The sequence below is a fragment of the Exiguobacterium undae DSM 14481 genome, assembly GCF_000620805.1.
In the GTDB taxonomy this organism is placed as follows: Bacteria; Bacillota; Bacilli; order Exiguobacteriales; family Exiguobacteriaceae; genus Exiguobacterium_A; species Exiguobacterium_A undae.
Window position 1 is genome coordinate 1,700,285 of sequence record NZ_KK211187.1, and the last position, 25,069, is coordinate 1,725,353.

Below are 25,069 nucleotides of genomic sequence, written 5' to 3' on the forward strand. Positions count from 1 at the left end.
AAACGGTATTTCATTTTATCCGTTCAGCCATGATCGTCGGCAACCGACACAATGACATTGCCGTGCTTCTGTCCGGAATCGACGTAACGGTGAGCGGCGACAATCTCCTCAAGCGGATACACCGTATCGATGACCGCTTGGATCTTCCCCGCTTCAAACCACTCATTCAGCAGGGTTAAATCATCCTTCAGCGCCCGGGCGACACCTTGTCCGGCGACTGAACGAAACGCTCCGTCCGCCTTGACATGCTGCCGGGCTGCCCGTTTCTCCACCTTCCCGGACGCATCAAACACTGCGTCATATGTTGCCAGTTCAGTGTCGTAACCATCTGTCGTATAGTCGACGACGACATCCGCGCCAAGCCGTTTGACCAGTTCCGCATTCCGCCCGCTGCAGACTGCCGTCACATGAAGACCATATTGTTTCGCAATCTGGACGGCAATTGAACCGACGGCTCCGGACGCCCCGTAGATCAAGATCGTCTTCGCCTGCTCGAGGTTCAGTTTTCGGAAAAAATGCAGGACGGTCGTTCCGCCAAACGGAAGGCTGGCTGCTTCTGCAAAGCTTGCGTTGCGCGGCATCTGCTGGACACACTTGTTTTCCTTGATACAGGCATATTCGGCATACCCGCCAAAACGCATTCCGGTCAGGGCGTAGACCCGATCGCCGACCTTGAAGTTTTTTACCCGGTGACCCGTCGCGACGACTTCACCCGCTAAGACGACTCCTAAAATCGGCTGTCTCGGTGCGTTCCATCCGACGACGAGACGCATCGGGAGCTTTCCGGCTGCCGGGACGTCGAGCGCCCGCAGACGCCGGTCCCCGGAGTGCACGGCGGAAGCATGTACCTGAATCAGCAGATCAGATTCTTTCGGGACAGGCTGTTCGACCTCTTGTAACTTCAATACATCCGGCGGACCATAAGCAGTACAAATGACGGCTTTCATTGTATCCCTCCTCGTACAGATTGGTTACTTAAAGGAATACGACAGTGGAACCTTGAAAGCCTGCTTGATGCCTATCTGTTTTACCTGACAGACGCCAGCCATCATGCTTTTGGTTTAGTCTTTTTCGGTTTCGGTTCCGTCCATTTAAAGATACCGTTCATGAAGTTATAAATCCGTTTGGACTCCTTCGTCATCAGTGGTCCGAGGATTGCCAAAATCAAGACGTACAAGGCGGAGAACGGCGACAGGATGTCCATCAGTCCGCCGGCAATCCCAAGATTCGCGACGATGATTGAAAACTCACCACGGGAGACGATTGTCAGACCGATGTTCGATGACGCTTTGTGTGACAGTCCGGCTCTGCGTCCGGCAATCATTCCGGCGACGTAGTTCCCGACAATCGTGATGACGACGGCACCAAGCGCGAGCCACACGGCATCGAGCAGCATCGTCGGATCAATGCTCAGTCCGAAGCTGAAGAAGAAGATCGCACCAAAGAAATCGCGGAACGGGACGACGAGATGTTCAATCCGTTCGCCTTGATCCGTTTCTGAAAAGACGAGTCCGAGCAGTAAGGCACCAATCGCTTCCGCGACGTGAATCGTTTCCGAGAAACCGGCAACGAAGAACAGTGACGCAAAGACGACGATGATAAAGACTTCGTCCGAGGCGATCTTCAACATCCGATTCAGAAGTGGTGTCGCTTTGCGGGCGATGATGAAGAACAACAGCATATATCCGAGGGCAATCAGAATCGAGGTTAACGAACCGAGTAACGTGGTTCCACCGCCAAGCAGGAGTCCTGATAAGACGGACAGGTAGACAGCGAGGAAGATATCCTCGAACATGATGATACCTAGAATCAATTCCGTTTCCGTGTTCCCGGTCCGGCGCAAATCGACCAGGACTTTCGCCACGATGGCACTGGATGAGATCGTGATGATTCCGGCGATGATCAACACTTCATAGAGTGGGAATCCGGCGATGAAGCCGTACAATAGACCACCGGTAAAGTTGATCGAGAGATAAATCGTTCCGCTCGTGACGATCGATTTACCCGACCGGATCAACTTGCCGATCGAAAATTCCAATCCGAGATAAAACAAGAGGAACAGGACGCCGATTCGTCCGAGAAAACTGATGAACTCTGCACTTTCAATGAACTTGAAGTCTAGTATCCCGATTGTCGGAGCGTGCGGCCCTACGATCATTCCTAAAATGATTAAAAACGGAATGATCGAAAAATTCAATTTATTCGCAAGCAATGCTGCGATCGCCACTAAGATAAGCGCGGTACCAACTTCAAATATTAAATGATCCATCTATTATCCGCCTCCTTCGATAGAGAATAGGGCTTTCGTGATATGGCGGATATGTTGACGTTCACCGGACAAGACAATCGTATCGCCTGCTTCAAGACGTGTATCCGGTCCCGGATTCAATGATTTTGATTTATCGTGTTTCAGAACAGCGATGATCGAGATGTCATATTGATTGCGAACATCAAGTTCACCGATCGTCCGGTTGTTGACGGCGGAATCTTGCCCGATCTTGAACCATTCGATGACAAGATCGTCAAACGCCAGTTCAATTTTTTCGAGATCTTTCGGTTTGTACGCAAGGCCCCCTAAAATACCGGCCATCTGACGGGCTTCGGCGTCATTAAACGTCACGCTCGAGATGCTCTCATCAAAATCGTCGTCGTCATAATGGTGCATTTCCCGGCGACCGTCGTCATGGACGATGACGACCACCTTGTCTCCTCGAGTTGTGATGCCTTCGAACTTCCGTCCGATTCCTGGTAAATCCACTTCGCGCATATCCATCTGTAGTTCCTCCTTTAAATTGGTCAATCGTTTGGTTTATAGATGATGATTGGCTTTTTGGATGAGCGACTTGAATTTTTCGTCACTCAAGATATCTTGAAGGTCATGCAGCTGTTTTAAATCCGCTTTCGCCATGATGACAAACCCGTCTTCCTCGATGAATGCAACGCGATCTCCTTCCTCCACCTGTAACGCTTGTCTGATTTTTTTCGGGATCGTAATCTGTCCCTTGGACGTCAACTTGGATAGCTCCATTCCGAACTTCCTTCTTTCTTTTTCTGATTTTCCTTACTTCCTTACTTTCCTTATGTATAGCATAACATACTTCCAGTTTAATTCCGAGTACTTTGCTGTGAATTACTAAAAAAGAATCAATCCCCGTCGAAACCCTCCTTCAGACGGACAATCCTTCATCTGTGTTGTTCTATACTGAAAGAAAGAAAGGAGGGATGGATCATGGAAAAATGGCGTTTCGTTTATTTGCAATTTGTTTTCGCCGGAATCCTGATTAGTCTGTTCGGATTAGCGGGTGTCGCGATTTCGGTATTCATCAAAGGGGCCCAAAAAGGATTTGCGATTCCTTTTTTATTTGATAAGCCGGGCTATTTTATTTTGATGGCGGGTCTGCTCGCGTTTATCCCTTGTCTGATTGCCTTGATCCATATCTTGAAAATTCTTCGTTCCCTTAAATTGAACGCAACCGTTACTCCAATTGCCAATTCATTCGGGATCATCACAACATGTTGTTACATCATCAGCGCCGTCGCTCTCGGTTTGTTTCCTGTCATGTTCATCGTCGCCGACCGTGATGATGCGCCCGGTTTCATTCTTTTTGCTTTCCTACTGATTTTGGTTCCCTTTACGTTCAGCGTGATCAGTTCACTTCTGCAGTCACTACTTCAGAAACCGGATTGACGTTCAGAACAAGTATTCGATTTTTGGTATAGCACACCATGCTTACTTCCTGTATACTTTTGGTAAAATATGTATGGTTAAAGTGGGTGAACCATTGTGACTCGTGCTTCAATTCTTCTTGCTTCATTCGGGGTTTCACAGTTTGGTGATTTCATCTATCTGGTCGCGATTAACGTCTACCTTTATCAATTGACCGGTTCCGCCGCTGCGGTCGCCGGTCTTTGGATCATCGGTCCAATTGCTGCTCTGTTCATGAAATTTTGGGCCGGCAGTGTGATTGACCGAGTCGATGTCCGCCGGTGGTTAATCGGGACGGATATTGTTCGAGCGGTACTCGTCGCCCTGCTCCCCCTGCTGTCGACCTTACCGCTGATTTACCTGACGCTGTTTGCTCTTGCACTCGTTAAAGCGTTTTTTGAGCCGGCAGCGATGACTTACCTGACACAAATCGTTCCAGAAACCGGGCGCAAGTCGTTTAATGCGTACCGGAGTCTGATTACGTCGAGCGCTTTTTTGATTGGTCCGGCACTTGCCGGATTATTATTGCTCGTCGCGACACCCGGCGTGGCCATTTGGATCAACGCCATGTCGTTCCTCGTATCCGGTCTGCTACTCCTTACTTTGCCGTCTGTCCCGCTTGCGGCAGCTGTCCCAAGACTACAGCTCGCAGATCTGGCAACGGATTGGCGGACCGTGAGCCGCTTCAGCCGCACCGAGCGTTTCGTCAGCCTGATCTACATACTCGGTCTGTTGACGATGAGTCTTGCTCTCGCGCTGGATGCCCAGGAAGTCGTCTTTTTACAGACAGCCGTCGGTCTAACCACCACCGATTACGGATTATTAATCAGTATCACGGGAATCGGTTCTGTCCTCGGTGGCCTGACCGTCGCCCGTTTTGCGAACCGTCTGTCCTTAAAGACGTTACTCGTCAGCGGTTATCTGTTTGTTGCGCTCGGCTACTTGATTTACGCGACTGCCGACTCCTTTCTCATCGTGACGATTGGTTTTCTGTTACTCGGGTTTTTTAATGCATTTGCCGGAACCGGTTTCCTGACGTTTTATCAAAACAATGTCCCGGGTGAGCTGATCGGCCGCTTCACGAGCCTGTACGGTCTTGGTCAAAGCGTGTTACAAATCATGTTCATTTTAGCAATTGGTTTTACGGGTGACTTGTTCCCGCTTCGGTTCAGTATTGTCTCTGCCGCCGTTTTGCTTGCGGTACTGAGTCTCGTGCTGATGGTTAGCGTCCTGCGACCAAACAAGAGAGCATTTTTTCGAGAAGATCAGACAACAAAACAAATTTCTTAACTCATAGATTACATAAAAAGGACGTGCTTTTAATGAAGATTTTAATTGGACAACCGAAACAAGAAACACAACTCGAACAATTGCGACGTGAGATCGCTGCTCATCCTGACATCGATCTGCTGTTGTATCCGGAAGGCTATTGCCGACACACGGATCTTGAGACGCTTTGTCAACTCGCCAAACAGTATGCGACCATCATCGTCACCGGTTACCGTAACGCGAATCGTTTGGATCAGGCATTGATCATCAATGCATCCGGCGACATCGTGCTCGACCGGGCGAAAACGCCGGAAGCCGGTCCGCTTTATACACCGTCGACTGCCGTCATTGACGGGCAATCAACCGGTTATCTGCTCTGCCGCGAGATTTTTCTCGGACTCGATGGTCTGAAAAACGACACTGTTGATCTCATCTTTAACCCGATTGGGGTCGGAATGTTCAGCGAGGAACAATATGCGGACTGGTCGGGGGAAGCCCAGAAAATCAGCCGCCAGCAATCAGCACTTTTCCTCGGAACGAGTCACGCCGACGGCTCTTACCGCAATTGCGGCTTCTCGATTCCGACGGCATTTGCGTTTGACGCGACCGGGGAAGCCATCTTCCTTTCAAAAGATGATCCGCGGACACGGATTCTCGATACCGTGACGAAAACGGTTGAAATCGTAGATGTTTCTACCGTCGAGCAGACAATGTAATCAGAAAAACCCCCAATCCGGTTCGCCGGATTGGGGGTTTCGTCTCATTGATACTGTTTCGTATTGTACTCCGAACCTTGACGCATCGTGACGTACTCGTCACGTAACAGCGAATACATCTTAACGTCATGGAATGCTTCTTTGATAAAGATCAACCGGCGCAACGTTCCCTCGTACGTCATGCCGACTTTTTCCATCACCCGAGCGGAACCGATGTTGCCTTCCATGCACCGGGCCTGGATCCGTTCGAGTTTGAGTTCCTCAAAACCGTACGCCATGACGCATTCGACCGCTTCCGTGACGATGCCTTTGCCCCAGAACTGACGTGATAACGCATAACCGAGTTCCGCTTGTTTATTCTCATCCAGCAACAGATGAATGAAATCGATTGTCCCGATCATCTTGCCGGTTTCTTTCCATTCAATGGCCCACGGTGCTTCTTTCCCTTGCGCGTAGTTCGACAGGACGTAGTTCAAAAACTGCTCGGCCTGTTCGATTGTCTGATTGGCATTCCAGGTCACATAACGGGCAGTTTCCTCGTCTTGTGTATATTCGAATAAGTCATTGCGATCGCTTGCTTGAAGCGGCCGCAGGATCAATCGTTTGGTCTCAAGGACCGGTAAGTGCTGGTAAAATTCCGTTGTCGTCATGTCAGTTCCCCCGTTTCTTTTTACCATTATATAGAAAAAGTATCAGGAATGCGATACAGTGAAGTCAGAATCTTTTAGGGGGTGTTTTGAAATGATCCGAAAATGCACAGCCTGTCAATCGGATATGGTTGAAGATTGTGAAGTCCATGTCAAAGGAGCCATGTACGGTTTAAAAATTAAAATACCTGGATGGCTGTTCAGTAAAGTATCAGCTGAAGCAAAAGCTGCTGTCTGCCCCCGTTGCGGTCATGTTGAGCTGTATGTCGAAAATCCCGGTGAGTTCCTCACATCGTAAAAGGAGATGAACTATGTCAACCACAACCCGCATCGTCAGTCTCATTACGCTGAGTTCAATTTTACTGTTTCTTTTATGGATCACGGAGATCATTTCTCCGACACTATTCGTATTAGGATTTATTCCTCTTGCCCTTGCCATGTTATTTATCGGCATCTTCGAACTGAGACAAGTACTTACGTCATAACGAGGTGAAAAAAATGAGCAAACACCATCTATCAAGCATCCGCTTGTTGGTTATTATCACGATTACTACTCTTGTCTGTGTCTATGGTTTTGGTATGGAGCTCGGATACGGCATCGTCATCATTCCGGTCACGGTCGGCTACACGATTTACTTGAACTTCAAAGCAGCACAAGCCGAAAAAGTCGAGTCCGAACAGAACTAGGAGGAGGTATAGATGTCTCTGCAAATCACATCCCTGACATTCGATCAGGCAACAGCAATCCTGCACTGGACCTATCCACCCCCCTATGACTTTTACAATATGGAAGTGTCGGACGAAGCGTATGCCGAGTTACTCGACGGTTCCTATCAGGCGGTAGTCGATCAAGAGCAACTGGTCGGCTTCTTCTGTACCGGTCGTTCGGCTCAAGTTCCGGCCGGTCTTCCGCTCGGACTGTATGCTGATGATTATTTGGATATCGGACTCGGCAGACATCCCGACGTTACGGGACAAGGTACGGGTTTCGCGTTTTGTTCATTTGTCCTTGAAACAGTTAAAGCCGAATCATCTTTACCAATTCGTTTGACCGTCGCTTCGTTTAATGAACGGGCGATTCACCTGTACGAGCAGCTCGGATTTCGGCGCCAATCGACTTTTTCAACAGCTCACGCCACTTTTCTTGTTATGACACAATCCCGTATTTAAAACGCCATTCCGTCGTAATGCCGGAATGGCGTTTTTTGTTACTGCTGTGTTTTGTTCTTTACCGTTTCAACCGTTTGAAAGACATGCGAATACATAGCGGTGATGTGTCCTTTCGTTTTGACATCGTTGTATAACCCGTATGTCCAAAACAAGGTCGTTTTCCCATTCAAGTAACCGGCTGCATAATCTGTCGTTTCACCTGCTGCTTCCTTATAAGAAATCCAGTCTGCGATGAACGGCACGTGGCCCTTGTTCGATCCGATGAAAAATGTTGGAATTCTCATCTTCAGATAGATGTCAGCATACTCCCCTTGATCCGCTTCCAGTAACTTGTTCGGCATGATCAGTACAGCATCGAACGTTGAAGCGATTTGCTTACGATTCTTTAATTCACCGAACGAAATCTTCTTTAGACGGACGTTATCTTACCGGACTTCCGGTGTTTTTCCGATGTAGGCAATGTTCAACGGTTCACCCGTATACTGAGGAAAGTTTGGTTCGTTTGGCTGTCCGATCCCACCTCCACCGAGCATGAAGGTCAGCGGAATCAAACAAAGAAGTCGTTTTTTCATATTGCCACTCCTTTAAATAAATAACGGAAGATACTCGTCAAAAATCCGTGTCATGACTTTTGGTGTGTTTTCGATGTAGACGTTGATCTGTTCCCGGTTCGACTGAAGCGGATCAAGATCCGTCTCATCCGTCGGAACGTCCGAAATCCCCTTGATGATGATGCATTCGACTTCATTTTTCCGACAAATGTAGGCGATTGCCCCGGCTTCCGTATCAGCAACCGTGATGCCGTTTTCCTGCAGTTCCAGATAATCGCGCCACATGACGACGGCGCGGTCCGCCGTTCCAATCGTCCCGGTCCGACAATCAATGCCGTATTTCGCGACATCGATTTCAACGATGAACGACGGTTTCAGCAACGGTTCGACTTCCTTCACCGTACAGTCATATTGAACGGCACGATCCGGAATAATGATGTCGAGTACGTCAAACCGTTCATCGATGCCGGCGCACGTTCCGACGACGAGCACTTTTGTGATCGGAAAATGCGATAGCATGTACTGATTACCGCCGACACCATTCACTTTCCGGACACCGGTGCTGTAAAAAATGACAGGTTTTCCGTTGATTGTCCGGCAAAAGTATTCCCCGTACGGGTACGTAATCCGTTCCGTTTCTTGTACATGAAAGTAATCCAGCGTCGCCTCAAATTCCCAAACCGTCGCGACGCTGATACCCACCATCAAGCGATTCTTGGCATCCGTCTCCGAACTCAATCCCATTTTTCCTCTTCATCCATCCAAATCTGCCTCTTCAAATCAAACGTTTCTCCTTCGTCGTGGACATTAAAATAAGCTGGCAGTTGAACCTGCTCTCCACCGGCTTGTTGCCAACACGTGCTGAACCACTCCGTAAAGAGTTGTCGTTCCTGCTCAATCAAGATTTCTTCATGTTCCTCGTGGAATACATCAAAGTCATCCGATGACTTTGATGTAACGTGATAATACACCGCCTCATCGAGCATCGATTCACTGCCGGCAAAGCCCGGTGTCCCGGCTTCTTCAAACACTTCATTGGCTTCCCGGTCCATCGAAAAGAACATGATGGATAAATCATGCCGCGACGGTTCGATGAACGCAGAAAAATCTAGCAGCTCGACATCCGGTGCAAAGGTTGCCTCTGCGATTGTCTTCAAATTGTTGACCAGCACGTCTGTGTGTTGCGCAAGATTCGTTTTGATTGAAGCTAAATACTCATCTACTGTAAACATAGTTATAACCTCCAGTACTGTTCTGAATCACCCTTTATTTAGGATGATTTTTGGTTATCCATACAAATACTGGATAACGTCTTCTATATCATACGTCTTTTCGTTGTTCAGGCAAACTTTTTTTAGACACAAACAACCTCCACCCGCTTCGGATGGAGGTCTGTTTGATTAACGTTGTGCTGCTTTGTCATACGCCAAGTCTTGTCCGTTTGTCGCAATGACCTGTTTGTACCAGTCGAACGAATCTTTTTTCATCCGCTCCATTGAACCGTTGCCTTCATTGTCACGGTCCACGTAAATCATGCCGTAGCGTTTTTTCATCTCACCCGTCGTAAACGACACAATGTCGATGATGCCCCATGGTGTGTAGCCCATCAATTCGACGCCGTCTTCCGTGACCGCTTCCGTCAACGCCTCGATATGCGTCTTCAGATAATCAATCCGCGCTGCGTCATGAATCTTACCGTCTTCAATCGTATCGACGGCCCCAAAGCCATTTTCGACGATGAAGAGCGGCAGTTGGTACCGGTCATACAGACGGTTCAGGACGTAACGGAGTCCGACCGGATCAATCGCCCAGCCCCAGTCGCTCGACTGGATGTACGGATTCTCGACACCGTTTGCCAATCCGCCGTTAACGATGTTACCTGTATTGTTGACGGTCGCGTCGTGTTTGACGGTCGTCGACATGTAGTAACTGAAGCCGATGTAGTCGACCGTTCCGTTTTTCAGGATCTCGTCGTCACCGTTGAGAATAGGAATCTGATACCCTTCGCGTTCGAACTCTTTTAAGGCATAGTTCGGATAATAACCACGCGCCTGAACGTCCGGGAAGAAATAGCGCTGACGCATCGATTTTTCCGCCAGCATGACATCTTCCGGATGCGACGAGTACGGATAGATTGGGACGTGTGAAATCATCGCTCCGATTTGGAAGTCGGGATTGATTGCTTTTCCTTTCGCGACGGCAAGGGCACTGGCAATCAACTCGTGGTGACCAGTCTGATACATGACTTCCATCGCGTTTTCACCCGGCTCGACTTTGACACCGGAGTTCGTCCAAAGGAACAACGGGTTTTCGACATCCATCTTGTTGTTGATTTCGTTGAACGTCATCCAGTATGTCACTTTGTCTTTGTAACGTGTGAAGCAGACTTCAGCGAATCGCTCGAAAAACTCGGCGACTTTCCGGTTGCGGAACCCGCCGTATTCGCGGGCCAGGTGCAGCGGCATCTCGAAGTGCGACAACGTGATGATCGGTTCAATGCCGTGTTTTAATAACTCATCAAAGACATCATCATAAAACTGCAGTCCTGCTTCATTCGGTTCCGTTTCGTCGCCGTTCGGGAAAATCCGGCTCCAGCCGATTGACGTCCGGAGACATTTCAGACCCATCTCGGCAAACAAGGCGATGTCTTCTTTATAACGGTGATAAAAATCGATCGCTTCATGGTTCGGGTAAAACGTCCCGTCTTCGATCGTATCGGTGATCCGGCGGGCCACCCCGTGTTCACCTGCCGTCATGACGTCGACGACGCTTGGTCCTTTGCCGCCGGCGTTCCAGCCACCTTCAAATTGATGGGCAGCCAGTGCCCCGCCCCATAAAAAATCGTTTGGTAATGTCTTCATCTTCGTTTCCTCCTTGTATCTCTCTGTTATTTAACGATCGTTAAAATCGCTGTATTGGTTTCGACCGTTTCGTGTTTCCCGACGATCACTTCCGCATAACTCGACGCGTTCGTGACGATGACCGGTGTGATGGTCTGTAAGCCGTGCTGTTCGATGGCAGATGCGTCAAACGTCAATAGCGTTTGACCCGCGTCGACACTCGCCCCGTCTTCGACATGTAACGTAAACGGAGTCCCGTCTAGTCCGACCGTCTCCAAACCGACGTGAATCAAGACTTCGACACCGCTCGTCGACCGCAGACCGATCGCGTGTTTCGTCGGCGCAATCATGACGACCGTACCGGTGAATGGTGCGACGACCGTATTTCCGATTGGACGAATCGCGACACCTTGTCCCATCGCTCCCGATGCAAAAACTTCATCCGGTACGTCCGACAATGGCACGACTTGTCCCGCCAGTGGTGCTTGAATCGTTTCTTCGTTCGTCAACGTTGCACTGACTTCTTGTGCCGGAGCCGGTGTTGCCGGCGTCGTCGTCACCGGGACGACTTTCTCTTCGCCAAAACCGAGAAGTTGAATCAAGACGATCGGTAAAATCAAGGCAATCGCCGTTCCGATCAATAATCCGACGATCGAAGACGGATAGTCGGAACTGATGCCGTTGACGAGCGTCAATGGTCCCGGCAGACCGGCGTAAGCGAAGTAATACGGTTTGAAGAAACTCGCGACGACGGCTCCAACCGCGCCCGAGATACAGCCGTAGATGAACGGTTTCTTAAAGCGTAGCGTCACGCCGTAGATCGCCGGTTCGGTAATCCCAAAAATCCCGGTCAGACCGGCTGAGACACCAACCTTTTTCGTTTCCTTGTTGCGGGTTTTTAAAATGACACCGATGACGGCACCGACTTGAGCGATGACAGCAATCGTCTGATAGGCTTGGAACGAATCCCGCCCGTACTGTTCGAAGTTTGCCAGTACCATCGGCGTCACGCCCCAGTGAACGCCGAAGATGACGATGATTTGCCAAAAACCGCCGATGATCAGTCCGGCAAGAGCTGGTGCATTTTCGGCTAAATAGTTGTATCCGTTTGCAATTCCTTCCGCTCCAAGTGTCGTGATCGGACCGATGACGAGAATCGTCAGCGGCACCATGATGACCATGCTGAAGAACGGGACGAATAACGGTTTGATGACGTCATTGATCGTCCGGTTCAAGAACCGTTCGAGATAGGACAGCAACCAGACGAGGAACAACGGTGGCAAGACCGATGACGTGTAAGTCGTTCCTGATAAGGCGATGCCGATGAACGAAATCGATTCACCGGACGTGATCCGTCCGGCCATCTCGGCCCACGTCGGACTGACGAGTGCCGCACTACATGCAACAGCGATGAACTGATTGACTTTAAAGTGATTCGCTGCCGTGATCGCAATGAAAATCGGCAGGAAGGTGAACGGTGCCCACGAGATAAAGCTGAACACTTCATATGTTCCCGTCGCGGCAAAGTCTTTAAACACAAGTGAAATTAAGATGAGTGCCCCTTGCAGGATACCGGCTGCCGCCAAAATATAGACGAACGGTGCAAAGACAGCAGACATCGTTGCGATGATCCGGTTCAAGATGGTTCCTTTGGGTGTTTCGGTTCCCTGATCCGAATTCCCGTCCTTTAATGAAACAAGTGGTCGAAACGCTTCATAGACTTCCCCGACATGCTGTCCGATGACGACCTGGAACTGACCGCCTGATTCGACGACCGTGATGACACCCGGTAAAGCAGCGACCTGGTCTTTCGCCTTCGCATCTGATCGTTTCAACACCAACCGTAGCCGGGTCGCACACCGTGCGACGCTGATGATATTGTCCTCGCCACCGACCGCTTCCAAAATCGAATGCGCCAGTTGCTGATAATCCCGCACTTTACTCATCCCTGAACCCCCTTTATTCTGTTGACCCCAAATCGTACATCCTTATTATAATTGTACATGCACAATTTATCAATCCATATTTAATTTAATTATTCATATGTTTTGGTTCAAATCAGTCGTATGCTATAGTAAAAAAGTAGAACAATTACTGGAAAATGAGGGTGAACCATGCTGAAATACCAACAGACGGCGACGGAAATCGAAGCCTATATCGAACAACACGCATTACAGCAAGGCGATAAACTACCGGTCCTCGATCAACTGATCCGTCAATTTGCAGTCAGTAAAACGACGATGACAAAAGCACTGGAACTATTGGAGCGAAAAGGTACCATCTTTCAAGTCCGCGGCAGCGGGATTTTTGTTCGGAAGACGAATCGGAAAGGCTATATTGAGCTGTTTTCGACGCAAGGGTTTAAACAGAATCTCGTCGAGCACGACATCCAGTCCAAAGTCCTGTCGTTCGAGCTGATCCCCTGCCCGGAAGAAATCATCGAAAACCTGGGTAGCGCTCCCGGGGAAATGGTCTATGCCATCAAACGGATCCGTTACATTGACGGCAATATCATGTGCCTTGAAGAATCGTATTACCGGCAAACGATTGTCCCCTATCTGAACCGGGAAATCGTCGAACAGTCAATCTTCGAGTACCTCGAGATGGCGCTCGGACTGAATATCGGGTTCTCGGACATGTACATGCATGTCGGTAAGCTACCGGACGCGGTTGCAACACACTTGGAGCTCACAGCCGGCGATCCGGCATTGACGGTCGAAACGATCTTCCACCTGACGAACGGCCGGCCGTTCGACTATTCCGTCATCACCTATCATTATGAGCACTCGCAATTCGTCGTTCAGGCGAACGGCTTGTATTTATGAGGGGACTTCGCGCATGAATGAAGAAGTGCTTTTCTATTACACGATTCTCGCAGGCGGTTTTGTATTGACTTTATTTAGCGTGTTACTATTTTTTTCACTTCGTGATGACAATGAGGCGATATTCAAACATTATTTCGGGACTCTACTGATGTTGTTGTGCGGTGTAGGACTGATTGTTTACACTGTTCCCAGCTTGAAATACGTCGTCTACCATGATTATGCGACGACTAAAGGAGTCTGTAAGGTGGAGTACGATGATCAATCCAAACCGCGGACGATTGATCTTTACTACGACAAAACAGGCGACTATTTCAGTTTCTTGGATCGGGCAGACCTCGGCGCATACGGACCGGATGTCCCGTATACGTGTCACGTGACGACGACAAAAGATCATGAATTCGAGATTTCTTATCGGATTTACGATTTAAAGACAGATAAGTTATTGTATTCATCTGAATGATCGAATTGAAAAGGACGTGTATGAATGAATTCTGAAATCATCACTTATTTTTTCATTTTCTTGTTAGGTGTTTCATTTTTCTTACCGGCCTGTTACCTTTTGGTCCTTCATTTTGACAACAAACAGCATTCCTTTTTCAAAAAACTCAAATGGACAGGTATCCTATTAATCGGATTGCTGTGCCTGTGGATGACAATGCCGAGCTTCACCGAGATGGTATTTCGTGATTATCGTGTATTAGAAGGCTCCTGTGTTCTGGAACCGTCTGAATCAAAAGGAACATCGATCGATATCACCTTAACAGAAACCAACGATACGTTTTCTTTCCGTGACGCACCTGATCTTGAGGCTTACGGCAAGAAGGTTCCGTATTATTGCCGGGTTACAACGACCCGGAATCAGGCGTTCGAAATCAATTATCGGGTCTATGACAAAAACACGAAAAAGCTGCTCTATGCGAATTGAACAGTAAAACAAGCGGAGTTCCTGTGAATAGGAACTCCGCTTGTTTTACTGTTCGATGCCGGCACGTTCAGCCGGTTCAAGAAACAGTTCATCATCAAATGTCGTCAGTTCAATCATCCGGCCGTCTTTTTCATACCAGGCGGCCATTCCTTCCCGGTCGACCCACTTCCAGCCGGCTTGCCGGATCCGCATTTCGTATAATACGCCGGGTCCTTCGACTTCCGACACGAGATGCGTCTTGACTAATAAGCCCTCCGGCTTTTCCTCGACCGTTCCCGTCCGTGGAATCGGAAAACCGTTCACTTGTGACGTCTCAAACAGATAATACCAAGCCGTTCCGCTGATGATCACCACACCTAACAAACCTGCCAGCCACTTTCCCATGCGTCGCATATTCATGTCATCCTGCCCCTCTTCCTTCATCTATGTATCCATTTAATTTTACCAATCATTTCCTTACGTTCACCTCCTGCTTAGGGCGGATTCTTGACGGACAAACAAAATGAGAACGAATGAAAAACGTGTCATTTTTGTGAAAAGAAATGAAAAAAATTAATATTTTTTCATTTATCTTGACGACAAGACGTCTTCCTTACAGTCTCAACGGTTTGACAACTCCCGGCACAGAGCCGTTTTCAGTCATTTTCAAGTCGTTAAGTGGCTTAGCGACTTGACTTCATTTCTTACTATGTTACGATACGAACTTATTAAAGGGAGTGAACAGAACTTATGAAATTCAGAAAAGAAAAAGTCAATGTCGTCGACATGAAGCAAACCAAAAAAAGTGTCTACGCGACCGGAATTGGGAATGCGATGGAATGGTTCGATTTTGGTCTTTATTCGTATCTCGCAATCATCATCAGTCAAAACTTCTTTAGTGCCGTCGAGAACGATGAACTGAAACTCGTCTTTACCTTTGCGACGTTTGCGATCGCTTTTTTAATGCGGCCAATCGGCGGAATCGTCTTTGGACGCATCGGGGATCGGCTCGGACGAAAGGTTGTCTTGACGACGACCATCGTCATGATGGCCGGTTCGACCCTCATCATCGGATTATTACCAACGTATGATCAAATCGGGATTTGGGCACCGATTTTACTGTTACTGGCCCGGATTTTACAAGGTTTTTCAACCGGCGGTGAGTATGCCGGTGCAATGGTCTACATCGCTGAATCGTCACCTGATAACAAACGGAGTGCCCTTGGAAGTGGTCTTGAAATCGGAACACTCGCTGGTTATATTCTGGCGTCAATTCTCGCAACCGTCCTGTTCGTGACTTTATCCGATGATCAAATGGCATCATGGGGTTGGCGGATTCCGTTCATTTTAGGGGCACCGCTCGGACTGTTTGGTCTGTACTTGCGCCGCCATCTCGATGAGTCACCGATCTTCGAAAACGAAATCAACGAAAATACGGAAGAACCAGCGTCGTTCCGGGAAATCATCCGGGACCATAAACGCGATATCATCGTTTGTTTCATCGCTGTCGCGTTCTTCAACATTACGAACTACATGTTGCTGTCGTATATGCCGTCTTACCTGAATGAAGTCATGGGCATCTCCAGTTCAACAAGTACGATCTTGATTACCGGTGTCATGGTCATCATGATTCCACTCGCTTACTTCTTCGGTAAACTCAGCGACAAAAAAGGTAACCGGAACATCGTCTTGTTTGCCTTGGCAGGTCTCTCGATTCTGTCGATTCTCTCGTTCTACCTGATTGGTCTGAAACCACTCTTGTTCGTCGGAATCGGAATCTTCATTCTTGGCTTCTTCCTCGCAATCTTTGAAGGCACGATGCCAAGCCTGTTGCCAAGTATCTTTTATACGGATGTCCGCTACCGGACACTGTCAGTCACGTTTAATGTCTCCGTCTCGATTTTCGGCGGAACGACGCCGCTTGTCTCGACCTGGCTCGTCCATGCGACACAAAATCCGCTCGCACCGGCTTATTATTTGACGGCGGTCAGTGTGATCGGCTTCATCACGTTCTTCTTCTTCTTCAAGAGTACGTCAGGCAAGGCCTTAAAAGGTTCGCACCCGACTGTCTCGACAGAAAAAGAATTACACGCTGTCGCCAAAAAACCGGAAGATGCCTTATGGTGGGCAGAATAATTAAATGTTTCCATCAAAAAAAACGGTCTCTCTTATTCGAGGGACCGTTTTTAGTATTAGGAAATTTGTTTCAACACAAGTTTGACTTGCTGGATTTGGTAGTTCTCGACGTGCAACAGTTCAAGATCATACGTCTCCGTCTCAAGTGTTTCACCGACTTGATAGTCCGTTCCTTGCGCTTGGATGAAACCGGCAATCGTATCGATTTCCTCGGCGTCAGCAAACGTCAGGTTAAACCGTTCTTTTAAATCTGCCAGCAATACGGTCCCCGACAGATGATATTCTGTCTTCGAAACCGTCTCGATGTCGGCTTGTTCATCTTCGTCGAATTCATCACGGATTTCACCGACGATTTCTTCAAGCAAATCTTCCATCGCAATCATACCGGCAGTTCCGCCGTACTCGTCGATGACGAGTGCGATGTGGGAACGCGTCACCTTCATCTTCAGCAACGTTTCCTGAAGTGGTGTCATCTCGGACACAGCTGGTATCTCTTTCATATACTTCTGTAAGTCCCGTTGTTGATCGTTTGCTTGATCCGTCAAGACTTCCTTGACGTTGACATACCCGATGATCTTGTCTTTATCAAAATCCTCGATGACCGGGTAACGCGTGTATTGATTGTCCGTCATGATCTGTAAGACTTCGGCCCATGTCATGCTGAGCGACAGCGTCGTTACATTCATCCGCGGCACCATGATATCCTTCGTCACCCGCTCGTCGAACGCAAAAACGTTTTGCATCAACGCGAGTTCCGTCTGATTGATCTCACCGCTCTTGAAGCTTTGCGACATGATGATCTTCAACTCTTCTTCCGAGTGGGCTTGTTCGTGCCCTGCCGGTTGAACGCCGAACAGACGTAAGAAGATCCGGGCCGAACCGTTCATCACCCAGATGAAGGGATACATGATTTTACCGAACACATACAACGCTGGTGCAAGAAGTAAAGTCATCCGTTCTGCATACTGGATCGCCAGTGTCTTTGGTGCGAGCTCTCCGATGACCACGTGCAGGAATGTGACCGAAACGAAAGCAATCGTGTACGACAGGATCGTCGACAGCGCCGCTGCGACACCAAATTCATCAAAGACCGGTCCTAGCAACTTTTCGACGGTCGGTTTCCCGAGCGCTCCAAGTCCAAGTGCCGTGATCGTGATTCCGAGCTGACAGGCTGACAAGTAGTAGTCGAGGTCACTGGCGACTTTCTTTGCCAGGACCGCGCCCTTGTTTCCTTCCTGAATCATCTGATCAAGCCGCGACATCCGAACTTTTACGACAGCAAACTCCGATCCGACGAAAAATGCCGTCAATACGATCAACAATACAAGCAACGCCAAATTCAATACCAACAATATGTCCAATTCTTTCCCCTGAAACAGGGGGTCACCTCCAATAAAATAATTTGAATCGCTAAAATGATTCCATAATCTAAAACCGTACAGTAAAACGTTATAGTTTTTATCATAGCGGACCGGTTTCTGAATATCAACTGTTTTGCCTGCGGTAATGATGCGATTATTCTGAATAAACTGACTAAAGTTTCTAAAAGGAGTACTTTTGATACTAGGTTTGTTTGACCAATTTAGCGGCTATATAAGAGCTATGCACATCAACATCTCAAGTTAAAGCAGTTCAACACAAAGCTTCTTGAAGTCGAATGATGTTCGTAAAATCGTAAGTGGAGAGGTAGTGGATTTTTATGGAAAAAACAAGAAAAGGTTTCTCGTCGTACTTACGACCGGAAGCAGATGGTGCAGGTCGAAACATTTCCTGGAGTTCGATCATCGCCGGAGTCGTCTCATTTTTCGCACTCTTAATTACATTCAGTTTAATCGGTTCAGCAATCGGTCTCGGCGTCACCGACGTCACATCCAACAACCCGTTTGAGGGCGTCGGAATCGGTCTTGCCATCTGGGCAATTCTTTCATTACTCATTTCACTGTTTGTCGCTGGATTCGTTTCAGGTGTCACATCATCACGCGCCGGACTCGTTCATGGTTTTCTCACATGGTCAACAAGTGTCATCCTCTTGTTCGCCCTGCTGACATTCACGACAATCAACACGTTCCAAACAGTTGGTTCAGTGCTCGGAACAGTCGGCGGCGCAGCCGGTCAAGGGGTCGGTGCCATTGCTAGCACGACACAAGATGCGGTCTCTAAAGGATTCGGTTCAATCACAGATAACGTCTCAGACGTTGATACAAAAGAACTCGAAGGTAATGTCGATGAGATCCTTAAAGATACGGACATTCCTGAATTGCAACCAAACTACTTGCAAGGTCAGCTCGATGCCGTTCAAGATGACGCGACGCAAGCTGGGAAAGACGCGTTAACAAAACCTGAAGACTTCGACAAAATCGTCAGCGACCTTGGCGATTCGTTAACAGCTCGTGCAGAAAAAATCGAGAAATCCGTCGATGAAGATAAAATTGCAGAAGCGGTTGCTCAAAATACCGACCTCTCACAAGCTGAGGCAGATGAAGCAACACAAAACATTGTCGACGGTCTGAATCAGGCGACAAGTGAAACAAGCAAACAAATCGAAAATGCCAAAACAACGCTTGACGAAACATCAGCTGATCTGAAGAAAACAGTGGAAGATGTTCGTCAACAAACAGAACAAGCCACACAAACAGCATCAAAAGTTTCCATCTGGGGCTTCGTCGCTCTGATTTTAACAATGATCGTCACATCAATTGCTGGTATCACTGGTTCACGTGTCGCGACACGCGGTCGGATTGCCAACAAATAATGAATCATCTCGCCGAGGGTCCACGTGACCTTCGGCTTTTTTGTTTGACAATCGTTTTAAATCTGTTAGGCTGTTAACTAACGACCGTTAGGAAGGTGAATCAATGAAAGCGACTTTATTACTCCAGACCGCGTTGCGCCATTTTGCCCAACATGGTTACGAAGGGGCATCCTTACAGGAGATTGCGCAAGACGTCGGGATTAAGAAACCTTCGATTTATGCCCACTACCGCGGGAAAGACGAATTGTTTTTAACTGCGATGACGTATGCGCTTGAAACCCAAAAAACACATCTCGCCACGTACTTCATCTCGACCCGCCATCTTTCACTCGAACAGAGTCTGAAAGGTTTTTTTGATTGGTTTCTCGAAGAAAGCACCGAAAACGATCAACTGAAGTTCATTTTACGCATCGCTTATTTCCCGCCGGTCAAACTCGAACGGGAAGTCACAGGTTTAATCAATCCCTTTTTTGATACGATGCAACGTCACTTAACACGTCTCTTGCGGGAGCGTGACCGAACGGAACAAATTCTTTACTCCGACGACTACCAGAGTGCCGCCCTCGCCTACTTGACGGTGACGGAAGGAACGATGACCGAGTTCGTCTACAACGGGGTCGCCGCATATGAACGGCGTTTCACCGCCATATGGCCGATTTTTTGGCGGGGACTCGTCCGGTAACAAGTCAAAACAGAAACAGAGGATCCTATCATGCAAAACAATAAACTCATCTTAAGTACACTTTTACTCAATCTTTTCATCGCATTTTTAGGGATTGGTCTGGTCATCCCTGTTACACCGACGATCATGAACGAACTGAATATTTCCGGTTCGACCGTCGGGTACATGGTATCGGCATTCGCCTTTGCTCAGCTCATTTTGTCGCCGCTTGCCGGACGGGCGGTCGATAAATACGGTCGGAAACCGATGATCATCATCGGTCTGTTCATCTTCAGCATGTCGGAATTGCTGTTTGGACTCGGGCAGTCCGTTGAAGTGTTGTTTGCGTCGCGGATTCTGGGAGGCGTCAGCGCGGCCTTCATTATGCCGGCCGTCACCGCCTTCATTGCCGACATCACAACAAACGAAACCCGACCAAAGGCACTCGGCTACATGTCGGCTGCGATTTCGACCGGTTTCATCATCGGACCCGGCATCGGTGGTTTTTTGGCGGATCTCGGCACCCGTGTCCCGTTTTTCTTTGCCGCTGCATTCGGTCTCTTCGCGATGATCTTGTCCGTCTTTACGTTACGTGAACCGGAACGGCATTACGAAAACACGGTCATTCCGAAACAGAAAACCGGTTTCCGGAAAGTCTTTTCCCCTCTTTACTTCATCGCTTTTATGGTGTTGTTGATTTCTTCGTTCGGACTCGCTTCGTTTGAGTCGCTGTTTGCCCTGTTCGTCGACCGGAAATTCGGCTTCACGGCAAAAGACATTGCTCTCGCGATTTCGCTTGGGGCCATCGTCGGTGTCATCGTCCAGGTCGGACTATTCGAACGTCTGACGCGGTGGTTCGGCGAGATCCGCCTCATCCGTTACAGTTTGATTGGTTCAACCTTGTTGGTCCTCGTCATGACCTATGTGACCAGCTACTTGGCCATCATCCTCGTCACGATGGTCGTCTTCGTCGGCTTTGACTTGATGCGCCCTGCCGTCACGACCTATTTGTCGAAGATCGCCGGGAACGAGCAAGGTTTCGTCGGCGGGATGAACTCGATGTTTACGAGCATCGGGAATATCCTCGGACCCATCATCGGCGGGATTCTGTTTGATGTCGATCTCAACTATCCGTTCTATTTTGCGACGGTCATGCTTGCAATCGGGATCGCCTTGACGTTTGTATGGCGGGAACAGCAACCGACTGAACAAACGCTTGAACAAAAATCATCATAATGAAATAAGCCCGAACCGATTGTGTATCCGAGTAGGTATACGCAAGTCGTTCGGGCTTTTTGGGATTAAGTCTTAGCGCGCAGAAGCGCCGACAACTGGTTGAACGTCTGGATGGTATAGGTCGCAACGGTTGCTTTCGGAAGTCTCTCCGTAATGAGACACGTGTCGATTCCTGCACGCTGCCCCGCTAAGACATCCAGTTCGCGGTCTCCGATCATGATCGTTTCTGCAGGAGACAGATCGTATTTTTCCATCAAATAACGAATCGCCGATGGATCCGGTTTCCGGGCAAAGGATTGCTCCGCCGTCACGACTTCCCGGAAGACGTCCGTTAATTCTTGAGCCTGTAACAAGGCAAACGTTGATGATCCTCTGTGCGTCAGGATGTAGTTGTATCCATCGTGCTCTTGAATGAAGCGGCAGATTTTCGGAATGTCCGGAAACGGACGGACTGTTTGCAGTTCATCCTTTGCTTTCCTTGTTTTGTATTCTGAAATGGAATTGGGATCAAACCCATACTTTACATACGTTGTATTCGCAGAGATTTTCATCGTTTCGAGAATCGTTTCCAACGGTTCCTCCCGCCCCTGTTCCCGCAACATCTGTTGAAACACGGATGCCATGACGGGATACGTATCAAACAACGTCCCGTCAAAATCCCAAATCACATGCCGGTACATGACGCTACCTCCTGCTTTACGATCCAATCCTCGACGTGCATGACAGGCGTGGTTTCAGGATCCGTCAAATACTCAAAGGCTTTTAAGACGAGCGGCGAGGCGTTATCCGGATTGACCTGTTCTTGACTGACCCAGGACGAGCCGGTGGAATCCTGTCCGTCAAATTTGTCAGGTACCGTGCGTTCACCGGAAGTTTGGATGATTTTATAAAAGACACCAATGTGATGGAGATGCGACGCATGGTGCCAATCGGAATGAACGACGAACTCGAATGTCCCGAGTGCACGTTTCTGAAGAACCGTCAGTCCGGTCTCTTCCTGAAACTCACGATCCAGCGCTTCCGGTACGGTCTCAAAGTCTTCCAAGCTGCCGCCCGGCAGATCAAACCGGTTCGTGTACGGTCCCCCTTTTTTGTGAATGACAAGTAATTTTCCTTCATTGAAATATAATCCATATGTACCGAATGCACGGTGAAAGGTTTGTTGCTGGCTGATGATCAATCACTCCTGTCTATTTTTAAATATCAAGTATCAGGGATCCGGTTTTGACACACGTTCCGGTAATCATGACTTCCCAGTCTTGATTTTGTCGATTTGCCGTGACTTCAACTAAACCGTCCCGCCCGATTTCCTGTCCCTGTTCTATATAGATGGTTCGCTTTCCATCAGAAAGCGGATCGATGTACGTCACATGATACGCTCCCATGACACCACTCGCCGTCCCGGTCACCGGATCTTCTTGCGTTCCGGATTGTGTGGCAGAAAAATGCCTTCCGTGCATGTCTGCTTCAGGCATATAGGTTTCAAGACAAATCGGATGAATGGATGCTTCCGGAATTTGCGTTAAGACAGAAGCAAACCGTTTATTGTGAGGTTGCATGCCAAGGAAATCTTCTAACCGTTTGATTGGGATAAGCAACGTCCAGTTTCCCGTACTCCCGTACATGACCGGAAAGCGTTCATCCAGATGTTGATGCTGCAAGCCGATGCTCTCAAGAACAGGTGCGAGATCGCCATCAAATCGTAGAAATCGTGCTTTCTCCTGTCGCATCCGGACTTGAGTTCCTTTCCTCGTTCGCACCGTCTCGATCGTTAAGTGACCGACTTTCGTCTCGATCACCTGCCCAAGTTCGACAGAAGGCTCACGTTCTTGAAGTGCTGTCCATGCCGCGATTGTGCCATGTCCGCAGAGATTCATCTCCGCTTCTGGTGAAAAATAGCGTAACCGAGGGATAGGATGATTCAACTGACATACAAACGTCGTTTCGGTAAAACCAGTTTGTGCCGCAATACTTTGCATTTGTGCTGCGGATAATGTATCCCCGTTCAAAACAACACCAGCAGGATTACCTTTTCCAGGCGTCATCGTAAAAACATCGTAATGCAAGACCTCTACTCTTTTCATTCACTCACCTCATCACGTTGTTTTCAATTAAATGCAACCAACCAACGTTCGACCGATTGTAACGCCCCTTCCAAATGCCCTCCGAACGCCGGATCACTTTCCGTTCCGAGCAGCGTCACCCCGTCGCGCCATGGCTCTTCTAGCTGAATCGGGCGATACGCCGGAAAATCTGTCAATGGTGCCGCGTCCGCAACGGTTGCTGTCTCCGGCTCAGCGGCCCAGTCCTGATACAACACAGCAATCGGATGCCGGGCGGCTTCTCCGAACAACACCGCCAACTGCTCGATGACCCGTTGTTTGATTTCTGTCTCTCCTAATGCTGCGCGTTCCGTTGCCGTCAGACGGAAAAAACCAAATAATGCGCCGGGTCCCGTTTGCGGAGAAGCATCGTGTATTTCCTGCAAAATCCCTGACCAGCTGATCGCAAACCCGGACCGGTCCATCTGTTTCCAAAATGATGTTTTGTACACGACGACGATTTTAGCCTGTCCGGCCATCCAGGTCGGTGTCCCCTCCAACTGACGATGCACCTGTTCTGACAGTTCCGGACGCCAGGATACCTGTGCTGCAAGTCGTGGCGGAATTGTCACCAGAACATGATCAACCAGTTGGCGTACACTTGTCCCGTCCTGCTCGAACGTCAGTTCGACCTGATCGTTTTTAGTCAGAGCGGTGACACGACTCAACAGTTGAACCGTTCCCGGTGCGAGTCGGCTTGCAATCGCTTCTGTCAGTCCTTGCATCCCCGTCACGAGACGATGGGAACGCACCGTTTGGTCCTCCGGCAACCGGTGTTCCTCGATTTGACGCGGTGTCCGCTCAAGCACCATCTTCCCGTTTGTTGACTGGACAAGCGTCGGGAGGCACAGTTCGTCCACCAACTGCGTCATCAGCCGTTCGGAGTCCGGCCAATACCAGGTCGGACCAACATCAAAAGCATAATCCCGTCCTGCCTCGTTCAACGTTTTGGTCAGCACCCGTCCACCAATCCGGTCCCGTGCCTCGAAGACCGAAACGTTGTATCCTGCTTCTTGCAGACGCCAAGCGGCATACAGTCCGGTGATACCGGCACCAATAATGGCGATTCGTTGCATGGATCATCCCTTCTTTCCAGTGTTTTCCTCCTTTAGTGTACCGAAAATCCTTCCGACCGACTATTCCTGAATACCGATGGACAAAAAAACAGAGCGTCGCCTGGACGCTCTGCCTCCTGCTTCTTAAGATGATTGCGCATGCTGCCAGTCGTCTTCATCAAAGACCGACTGGACCCATTCGATGGACACAAATAATGATCGGGCGATGGCATCGTCGGATTTCCCGAGTTTACGCAGCGTATGGACGATTCGAATCCTTCGCTCTAATTCACGCTCGTCAGGTAACAATTCCGGCATCATGTCGGCGCCTCCTTTCTCTCTTTAAGCCAACCATCATCGTTTTGTCTAGATTACCCGTTTATCGACTGAATATTCCGATAATTGAATAGTTCCGATGATTTTTGATAAATTGTCTAAAAAAAGTAACAGCATCTTCTCGACAAGGAACTCCGTCTCAGCTGTCGAACACCATATTATC

General features: G+C 48.7%; 32 protein-coding genes. 14 read left to right on the forward strand and 18 right to left on the reverse strand.

Annotation, left to right across the window (positions count from 1 at the left end):
* Positions 1-23 precede the first annotated feature (23 nt).
* The 4 genes from P397_RS0109405 to P397_RS0109420 all read right to left on the reverse strand — a co-directional run bounded on the left by P397_RS0109405 (position 24) and on the right by P397_RS0109420 (position 3,028).
* Positions 24-947, reverse strand: a complete 924-nt coding sequence (locus tag P397_RS0109405) for an NAD(P)-dependent alcohol dehydrogenase (RefSeq protein WP_028106330.1) — start codon at positions 945-947, stop codon at positions 24-26.
* Between the two features lie 101 nt (positions 948-1,048).
* Positions 1,049-2,269 carry a cation:proton antiporter gene (locus P397_RS0109410; RefSeq protein ID WP_028106331.1) on the reverse strand — a complete coding sequence of 407 codons (1,221 nt, stop codon included), beginning with the start codon at positions 2,267-2,269 and terminating at the stop codon, positions 1,049-1,051.
* A 3-nt stretch (positions 2,270-2,272) separates the two neighbouring features.
* A complete protein-coding gene (locus P397_RS0109415) occupies positions 2,273-2,773 on the reverse strand; it encodes a cation:proton antiporter regulatory subunit (protein WP_026833034.1) in 501 nt (166 codons plus the stop codon).
* Positions 2,774-2,809: 36 nt separating this feature from the next.
* Positions 2,810-3,028, reverse strand: a complete 219-nt coding sequence (locus tag P397_RS0109420) for an AbrB/MazE/SpoVT family DNA-binding domain-containing protein (protein WP_026833035.1) — start codon at positions 3,026-3,028, stop codon at positions 2,810-2,812.
* 201 nt (positions 3,029-3,229) lie between these two features.
* On the opposite strand from P397_RS0109420, the gene P397_RS0109425 reads away from it, so the two are divergent.
* The 3 genes from P397_RS0109425 to P397_RS0109435 all read left to right on the forward strand — a co-directional run bounded on the left by P397_RS0109425 (position 3,230) and on the right by P397_RS0109435 (position 5,691).
* A complete protein-coding gene (locus P397_RS0109425) occupies positions 3,230-3,688 on the forward strand; it encodes a DUF2975 domain-containing protein (RefSeq protein WP_028106332.1) in 459 nt (152 codons plus the stop codon).
* A gap of 96 nt (positions 3,689-3,784) precedes the next feature.
* Positions 3,785-4,996, forward strand: a complete 1,212-nt coding sequence (locus P397_RS0109430; RefSeq protein ID WP_028106333.1) for an MFS transporter — start codon at positions 3,785-3,787, stop codon at positions 4,994-4,996.
* A 32-nt stretch (positions 4,997-5,028) separates the two neighbouring features.
* Positions 5,029-5,691 (forward strand): hypothetical protein, encoded by a 663-nt coding sequence (locus tag P397_RS0109435; protein ID WP_028106334.1) that lies wholly within the window; start codon positions 5,029-5,031, stop codon positions 5,689-5,691.
* Between the two features lie 44 nt (positions 5,692-5,735).
* Here the strand turns inward: P397_RS0109435 and P397_RS0109440 are convergent, their stop codons facing one another.
* Positions 5,736-6,341, reverse strand: coding sequence for a GNAT family N-acetyltransferase (locus P397_RS0109440; RefSeq protein WP_028106335.1), 606 nt, complete (start codon positions 6,339-6,341; stop codon positions 5,736-5,738).
* 91 nt (positions 6,342-6,432) lie between these two features.
* On the opposite strand from P397_RS0109440, the gene P397_RS0109445 reads away from it, so the two are divergent.
* The 4 genes from P397_RS0109445 to P397_RS0109460 are packed head-to-tail and all read left to right on the forward strand — an operon-like array spanning position 6,433 to position 7,508.
* Positions 6,433-6,636 (forward strand): hypothetical protein, encoded by a 204-nt coding sequence (locus P397_RS0109445; RefSeq protein ID WP_051523965.1) that lies wholly within the window; start codon positions 6,433-6,435, stop codon positions 6,634-6,636.
* Positions 6,637-6,649: 13 nt separating this feature from the next.
* On the forward strand, positions 6,650-6,823 hold the full coding sequence (locus tag P397_RS17925) for a hypothetical protein (RefSeq protein ID WP_156508408.1): 174 nt from the start codon (positions 6,650-6,652) through the stop codon (positions 6,821-6,823).
* 13 nt (positions 6,824-6,836) lie between these two features.
* Positions 6,837-7,025, forward strand: a complete 189-nt coding sequence (locus tag P397_RS0109455; RefSeq protein ID WP_028106337.1) for a hypothetical protein — start codon at positions 6,837-6,839, stop codon at positions 7,023-7,025.
* Positions 7,026-7,037: 12 nt separating this feature from the next.
* Positions 7,038-7,508, forward strand: coding sequence for a GNAT family N-acetyltransferase (locus tag P397_RS0109460; protein ID WP_028106338.1), 471 nt, complete (start codon positions 7,038-7,040; stop codon positions 7,506-7,508).
* Positions 7,509-7,546: 38 nt separating this feature from the next.
* Here the strand turns inward: P397_RS0109460 and P397_RS17615 are convergent, their stop codons facing one another.
* From P397_RS17615 to P397_RS0109485, 6 genes are all read right to left on the reverse strand, one after another.
* Positions 7,547-7,849 (reverse strand): hypothetical protein, encoded by a 303-nt coding sequence (locus P397_RS17615; protein ID WP_051523966.1) that lies wholly within the window; start codon positions 7,847-7,849, stop codon positions 7,547-7,549.
* Between the two features lie 84 nt (positions 7,850-7,933).
* Positions 7,934-8,080, reverse strand: a complete 147-nt coding sequence (locus P397_RS17930) for a hypothetical protein (protein WP_156508409.1) — start codon at positions 8,078-8,080, stop codon at positions 7,934-7,936.
* 12 nt (positions 8,081-8,092) lie between these two features.
* Positions 8,093-8,764 carry a 5'-methylthioadenosine/S-adenosylhomocysteine nucleosidase family protein gene (locus P397_RS0109470; protein ID WP_028106339.1) on the reverse strand — a complete coding sequence of 224 codons (672 nt, stop codon included), beginning with the start codon at positions 8,762-8,764 and terminating at the stop codon, positions 8,093-8,095.
* A 29-nt stretch (positions 8,765-8,793) separates the two neighbouring features.
* Positions 8,794-9,291: a hypothetical protein gene (locus P397_RS0109475; protein WP_028106340.1), complete on the reverse strand. Its 498-nt coding sequence runs from the start codon at positions 9,289-9,291 to the stop codon at positions 8,794-8,796.
* Positions 9,292-9,459: 168 nt separating this feature from the next.
* Complete coding sequence (gene bglA, locus P397_RS0109480; RefSeq protein ID WP_028106341.1) at positions 9,460-10,920, reverse strand: 6-phospho-beta-glucosidase BglA; 1,461 nt, start codon at positions 10,918-10,920, stop codon at positions 9,460-9,462.
* Positions 10,921-10,946: 26 nt separating this feature from the next.
* Positions 10,947-12,845 (reverse strand): beta-glucoside-specific PTS transporter subunit IIABC, encoded by a 1,899-nt coding sequence (locus P397_RS0109485; RefSeq protein WP_028106342.1) that lies wholly within the window; start codon positions 12,843-12,845, stop codon positions 10,947-10,949.
* A 168-nt stretch (positions 12,846-13,013) separates the two neighbouring features.
* Between P397_RS0109485 and P397_RS0109490 the strand changes: the two genes are divergently transcribed.
* The 3 genes from P397_RS0109490 to P397_RS0109500 are packed head-to-tail and all read left to right on the forward strand — an operon-like array spanning position 13,014 to position 14,649.
* Entirely contained in the window at positions 13,014-13,724 is a 711-nt protein-coding gene (locus tag P397_RS0109490; protein ID WP_028106343.1) for a GntR family transcriptional regulator, read from the forward strand.
* A gap of 13 nt (positions 13,725-13,737) precedes the next feature.
* Positions 13,738-14,184, forward strand: a complete 447-nt coding sequence (locus P397_RS0109495) for a hypothetical protein (RefSeq protein WP_028106344.1) — start codon at positions 13,738-13,740, stop codon at positions 14,182-14,184.
* Positions 14,185-14,208: 24 nt separating this feature from the next.
* Positions 14,209-14,649 (forward strand): hypothetical protein, encoded by a 441-nt coding sequence (locus P397_RS0109500; protein WP_028106345.1) that lies wholly within the window; start codon positions 14,209-14,211, stop codon positions 14,647-14,649.
* 45 nt (positions 14,650-14,694) lie between these two features.
* Here the strand turns inward: P397_RS0109500 and P397_RS0109505 are convergent, their stop codons facing one another.
* Positions 14,695-15,048 (reverse strand): hypothetical protein, encoded by a 354-nt coding sequence (locus P397_RS0109505; RefSeq protein ID WP_152539595.1) that lies wholly within the window; start codon positions 15,046-15,048, stop codon positions 14,695-14,697.
* 330 nt (positions 15,049-15,378) lie between these two features.
* On the opposite strand from P397_RS0109505, the gene P397_RS0109510 reads away from it, so the two are divergent.
* The gene (locus tag P397_RS0109510) at positions 15,379-16,764 is read left to right on the forward strand and encodes an MFS transporter (protein WP_026833053.1); all 1,386 of its coding nucleotides are present in this window, start codon (positions 15,379-15,381) and stop codon (positions 16,762-16,764) included.
* Between the two features lie 56 nt (positions 16,765-16,820).
* Here P397_RS0109510 and P397_RS0109515 read toward each other — a convergent pair whose 3' ends face one another.
* Positions 16,821-18,125 carry a hemolysin family protein gene (locus P397_RS0109515; protein WP_026833054.1) on the reverse strand — a complete coding sequence of 435 codons (1,305 nt, stop codon included), beginning with the start codon at positions 18,123-18,125 and terminating at the stop codon, positions 16,821-16,823.
* Positions 18,126-18,463: 338 nt separating this feature from the next.
* Between P397_RS0109515 and P397_RS0109520 the strand changes: the two genes are divergently transcribed.
* The 3 genes from P397_RS0109520 to P397_RS0109530 all read left to right on the forward strand — a co-directional run bounded on the left by P397_RS0109520 (position 18,464) and on the right by P397_RS0109530 (position 21,413).
* Positions 18,464-19,516 carry a TIGR04086 family membrane protein gene (locus P397_RS0109520; RefSeq protein WP_028106347.1) on the forward strand — a complete coding sequence of 351 codons (1,053 nt, stop codon included), beginning with the start codon at positions 18,464-18,466 and terminating at the stop codon, positions 19,514-19,516.
* 103 nt (positions 19,517-19,619) lie between these two features.
* On the forward strand, positions 19,620-20,198 hold the full coding sequence (locus P397_RS0109525; RefSeq protein ID WP_028106348.1) for a TetR/AcrR family transcriptional regulator: 579 nt from the start codon (positions 19,620-19,622) through the stop codon (positions 20,196-20,198).
* A 30-nt stretch (positions 20,199-20,228) separates the two neighbouring features.
* On the forward strand, positions 20,229-21,413 hold the full coding sequence (locus tag P397_RS0109530) for an MFS transporter (protein ID WP_028106349.1): 1,185 nt from the start codon (positions 20,229-20,231) through the stop codon (positions 21,411-21,413).
* A gap of 65 nt (positions 21,414-21,478) precedes the next feature.
* Here the strand turns inward: P397_RS0109530 and P397_RS0109535 are convergent, their stop codons facing one another.
* From P397_RS0109535 to P397_RS17985, 5 genes are all read right to left on the reverse strand, one after another.
* Positions 21,479-22,093 carry an HAD-IA family hydrolase gene (locus P397_RS0109535; protein ID WP_028106350.1) on the reverse strand — a complete coding sequence of 205 codons (615 nt, stop codon included), beginning with the start codon at positions 22,091-22,093 and terminating at the stop codon, positions 21,479-21,481.
* Positions 22,078-22,593, reverse strand: a complete 516-nt coding sequence (locus P397_RS0109540; RefSeq protein ID WP_235183971.1) for an NUDIX hydrolase — start codon at positions 22,591-22,593, stop codon at positions 22,078-22,080. Before P397_RS0109540 ends, P397_RS0109535 begins: the two co-directional genes overlap by 16 nt.
* 16 nt (positions 22,594-22,609) lie before the next feature.
* The gene (locus P397_RS0109545) at positions 22,610-23,497 is read right to left on the reverse strand and encodes a PhzF family phenazine biosynthesis protein (RefSeq protein ID WP_028106352.1); all 888 of its coding nucleotides are present in this window, start codon (positions 23,495-23,497) and stop codon (positions 22,610-22,612) included.
* A 23-nt stretch (positions 23,498-23,520) separates the two neighbouring features.
* Entirely contained in the window at positions 23,521-24,591 is a 1,071-nt protein-coding gene (locus P397_RS0109550; RefSeq protein ID WP_028106353.1) for a flavin monoamine oxidase family protein, read from the reverse strand.
* Positions 24,592-24,714: 123 nt separating this feature from the next.
* Positions 24,715-24,891: a hypothetical protein gene (locus P397_RS17985; RefSeq protein WP_167331058.1), complete on the reverse strand. Its 177-nt coding sequence runs from the start codon at positions 24,889-24,891 to the stop codon at positions 24,715-24,717.
* Between the last annotated feature and the right edge of the window lie 178 nt (positions 24,892-25,069).

Bases quoted from the DNA above. Each gene is read 5' to 3' on its own strand.
- P397_RS0109405 (WP_028106330.1), bottom strand. From the start codon at position 947: ATGAAAGCCGTCATTTGTACTGCTTATGGTCCGCCGGATGTATTGAAG.
- P397_RS0109410 (WP_028106331.1), bottom strand. From the start codon at position 2,269: ATGGATCATTTAATATTTGAAGTTGGTACCGCGCTTATCTTAGTGGCG.
- P397_RS0109415 (WP_026833034.1), bottom strand. From the start codon at position 2,773: ATGGATATGCGCGAAGTGGATTTACCAGGAATCGGACGGAAGTTCGAA.
- P397_RS0109420 (WP_026833035.1), bottom strand. From the start codon at position 3,028: ATGGAGCTATCCAAGTTGACGTCCAAGGGACAGATTACGATCCCGAAA.
- P397_RS0109425 (WP_028106332.1), top strand. From the start codon at position 3,230: ATGGAAAAATGGCGTTTCGTTTATTTGCAATTTGTTTTCGCCGGAATC.
- P397_RS0109435 (WP_028106334.1), top strand. From the start codon at position 5,029: ATGAAGATTTTAATTGGACAACCGAAACAAGAAACACAACTCGAACAA.
- P397_RS0109440 (WP_028106335.1), bottom strand. From the start codon at position 6,341: ATGACGACAACGGAATTTTACCAGCACTTACCGGTCCTTGAGACCAAA.
- P397_RS0109445 (WP_051523965.1), top strand. From the start codon at position 6,433: ATGATCCGAAAATGCACAGCCTGTCAATCGGATATGGTTGAAGATTGT.
- P397_RS17925 (WP_156508408.1), top strand. From the start codon at position 6,650: ATGTCAACCACAACCCGCATCGTCAGTCTCATTACGCTGAGTTCAATT.
- P397_RS0109455 (WP_028106337.1), top strand. From the start codon at position 6,837: ATGAGCAAACACCATCTATCAAGCATCCGCTTGTTGGTTATTATCACG.
- P397_RS0109460 (WP_028106338.1), top strand. From the start codon at position 7,038: ATGTCTCTGCAAATCACATCCCTGACATTCGATCAGGCAACAGCAATC.
- P397_RS17615 (WP_051523966.1), bottom strand. From the start codon at position 7,849: ATGCCGAACAAGTTACTGGAAGCGGATCAAGGGGAGTATGCTGACATC.
- P397_RS17930 (WP_156508409.1), bottom strand. From the start codon at position 8,080: ATGAAAAAACGACTTCTTTGTTTGATTCCGCTGACCTTCATGCTCGGT.
- P397_RS0109470 (WP_028106339.1), bottom strand. From the start codon at position 8,764: ATGGTGGGTATCAGCGTCGCGACGGTTTGGGAATTTGAGGCGACGCTG.
- P397_RS0109475 (WP_028106340.1), bottom strand. From the start codon at position 9,291: ATGTTTACAGTAGATGAGTATTTAGCTTCAATCAAAACGAATCTTGCG.
- bglA (WP_028106341.1), bottom strand. From the start codon at position 10,920: ATGAAGACATTACCAAACGATTTTTTATGGGGCGGGGCACTGGCTGCC.
- P397_RS0109485 (WP_028106342.1), bottom strand. From the start codon at position 12,845: ATGAGTAAAGTGCGGGATTATCAGCAACTGGCGCATTCGATTTTGGAA.
- P397_RS0109490 (WP_028106343.1), top strand. From the start codon at position 13,014: ATGCTGAAATACCAACAGACGGCGACGGAAATCGAAGCCTATATCGAA.
- P397_RS0109495 (WP_028106344.1), top strand. From the start codon at position 13,738: ATGAATGAAGAAGTGCTTTTCTATTACACGATTCTCGCAGGCGGTTTT.
- P397_RS0109500 (WP_028106345.1), top strand. From the start codon at position 14,209: ATGAATTCTGAAATCATCACTTATTTTTTCATTTTCTTGTTAGGTGTT.
- P397_RS0109505 (WP_152539595.1), bottom strand. From the start codon at position 15,048: ATGAATATGCGACGCATGGGAAAGTGGCTGGCAGGTTTGTTAGGTGTG.
- P397_RS0109510 (WP_026833053.1), top strand. From the start codon at position 15,379: ATGAAATTCAGAAAAGAAAAAGTCAATGTCGTCGACATGAAGCAAACC.
- P397_RS0109520 (WP_028106347.1), top strand. From the start codon at position 18,464: ATGGAAAAAACAAGAAAAGGTTTCTCGTCGTACTTACGACCGGAAGCA.
- P397_RS0109525 (WP_028106348.1), top strand. From the start codon at position 19,620: ATGAAAGCGACTTTATTACTCCAGACCGCGTTGCGCCATTTTGCCCAA.
- P397_RS0109530 (WP_028106349.1), top strand. From the start codon at position 20,229: ATGCAAAACAATAAACTCATCTTAAGTACACTTTTACTCAATCTTTTC.
- P397_RS0109535 (WP_028106350.1), bottom strand. From the start codon at position 22,093: ATGTACCGGCATGTGATTTGGGATTTTGACGGGACGTTGTTTGATACG.
- P397_RS0109545 (WP_028106352.1), bottom strand. From the start codon at position 23,497: ATGAAAAGAGTAGAGGTCTTGCATTACGATGTTTTTACGATGACGCCT.
- P397_RS0109550 (WP_028106353.1), bottom strand. From the start codon at position 24,591: ATGCAACGAATCGCCATTATTGGTGCCGGTATCACCGGACTGTATGCC.
- P397_RS17985 (WP_167331058.1), bottom strand. From the start codon at position 24,891: ATGATGCCGGAATTGTTACCTGACGAGCGTGAATTAGAGCGAAGGATT.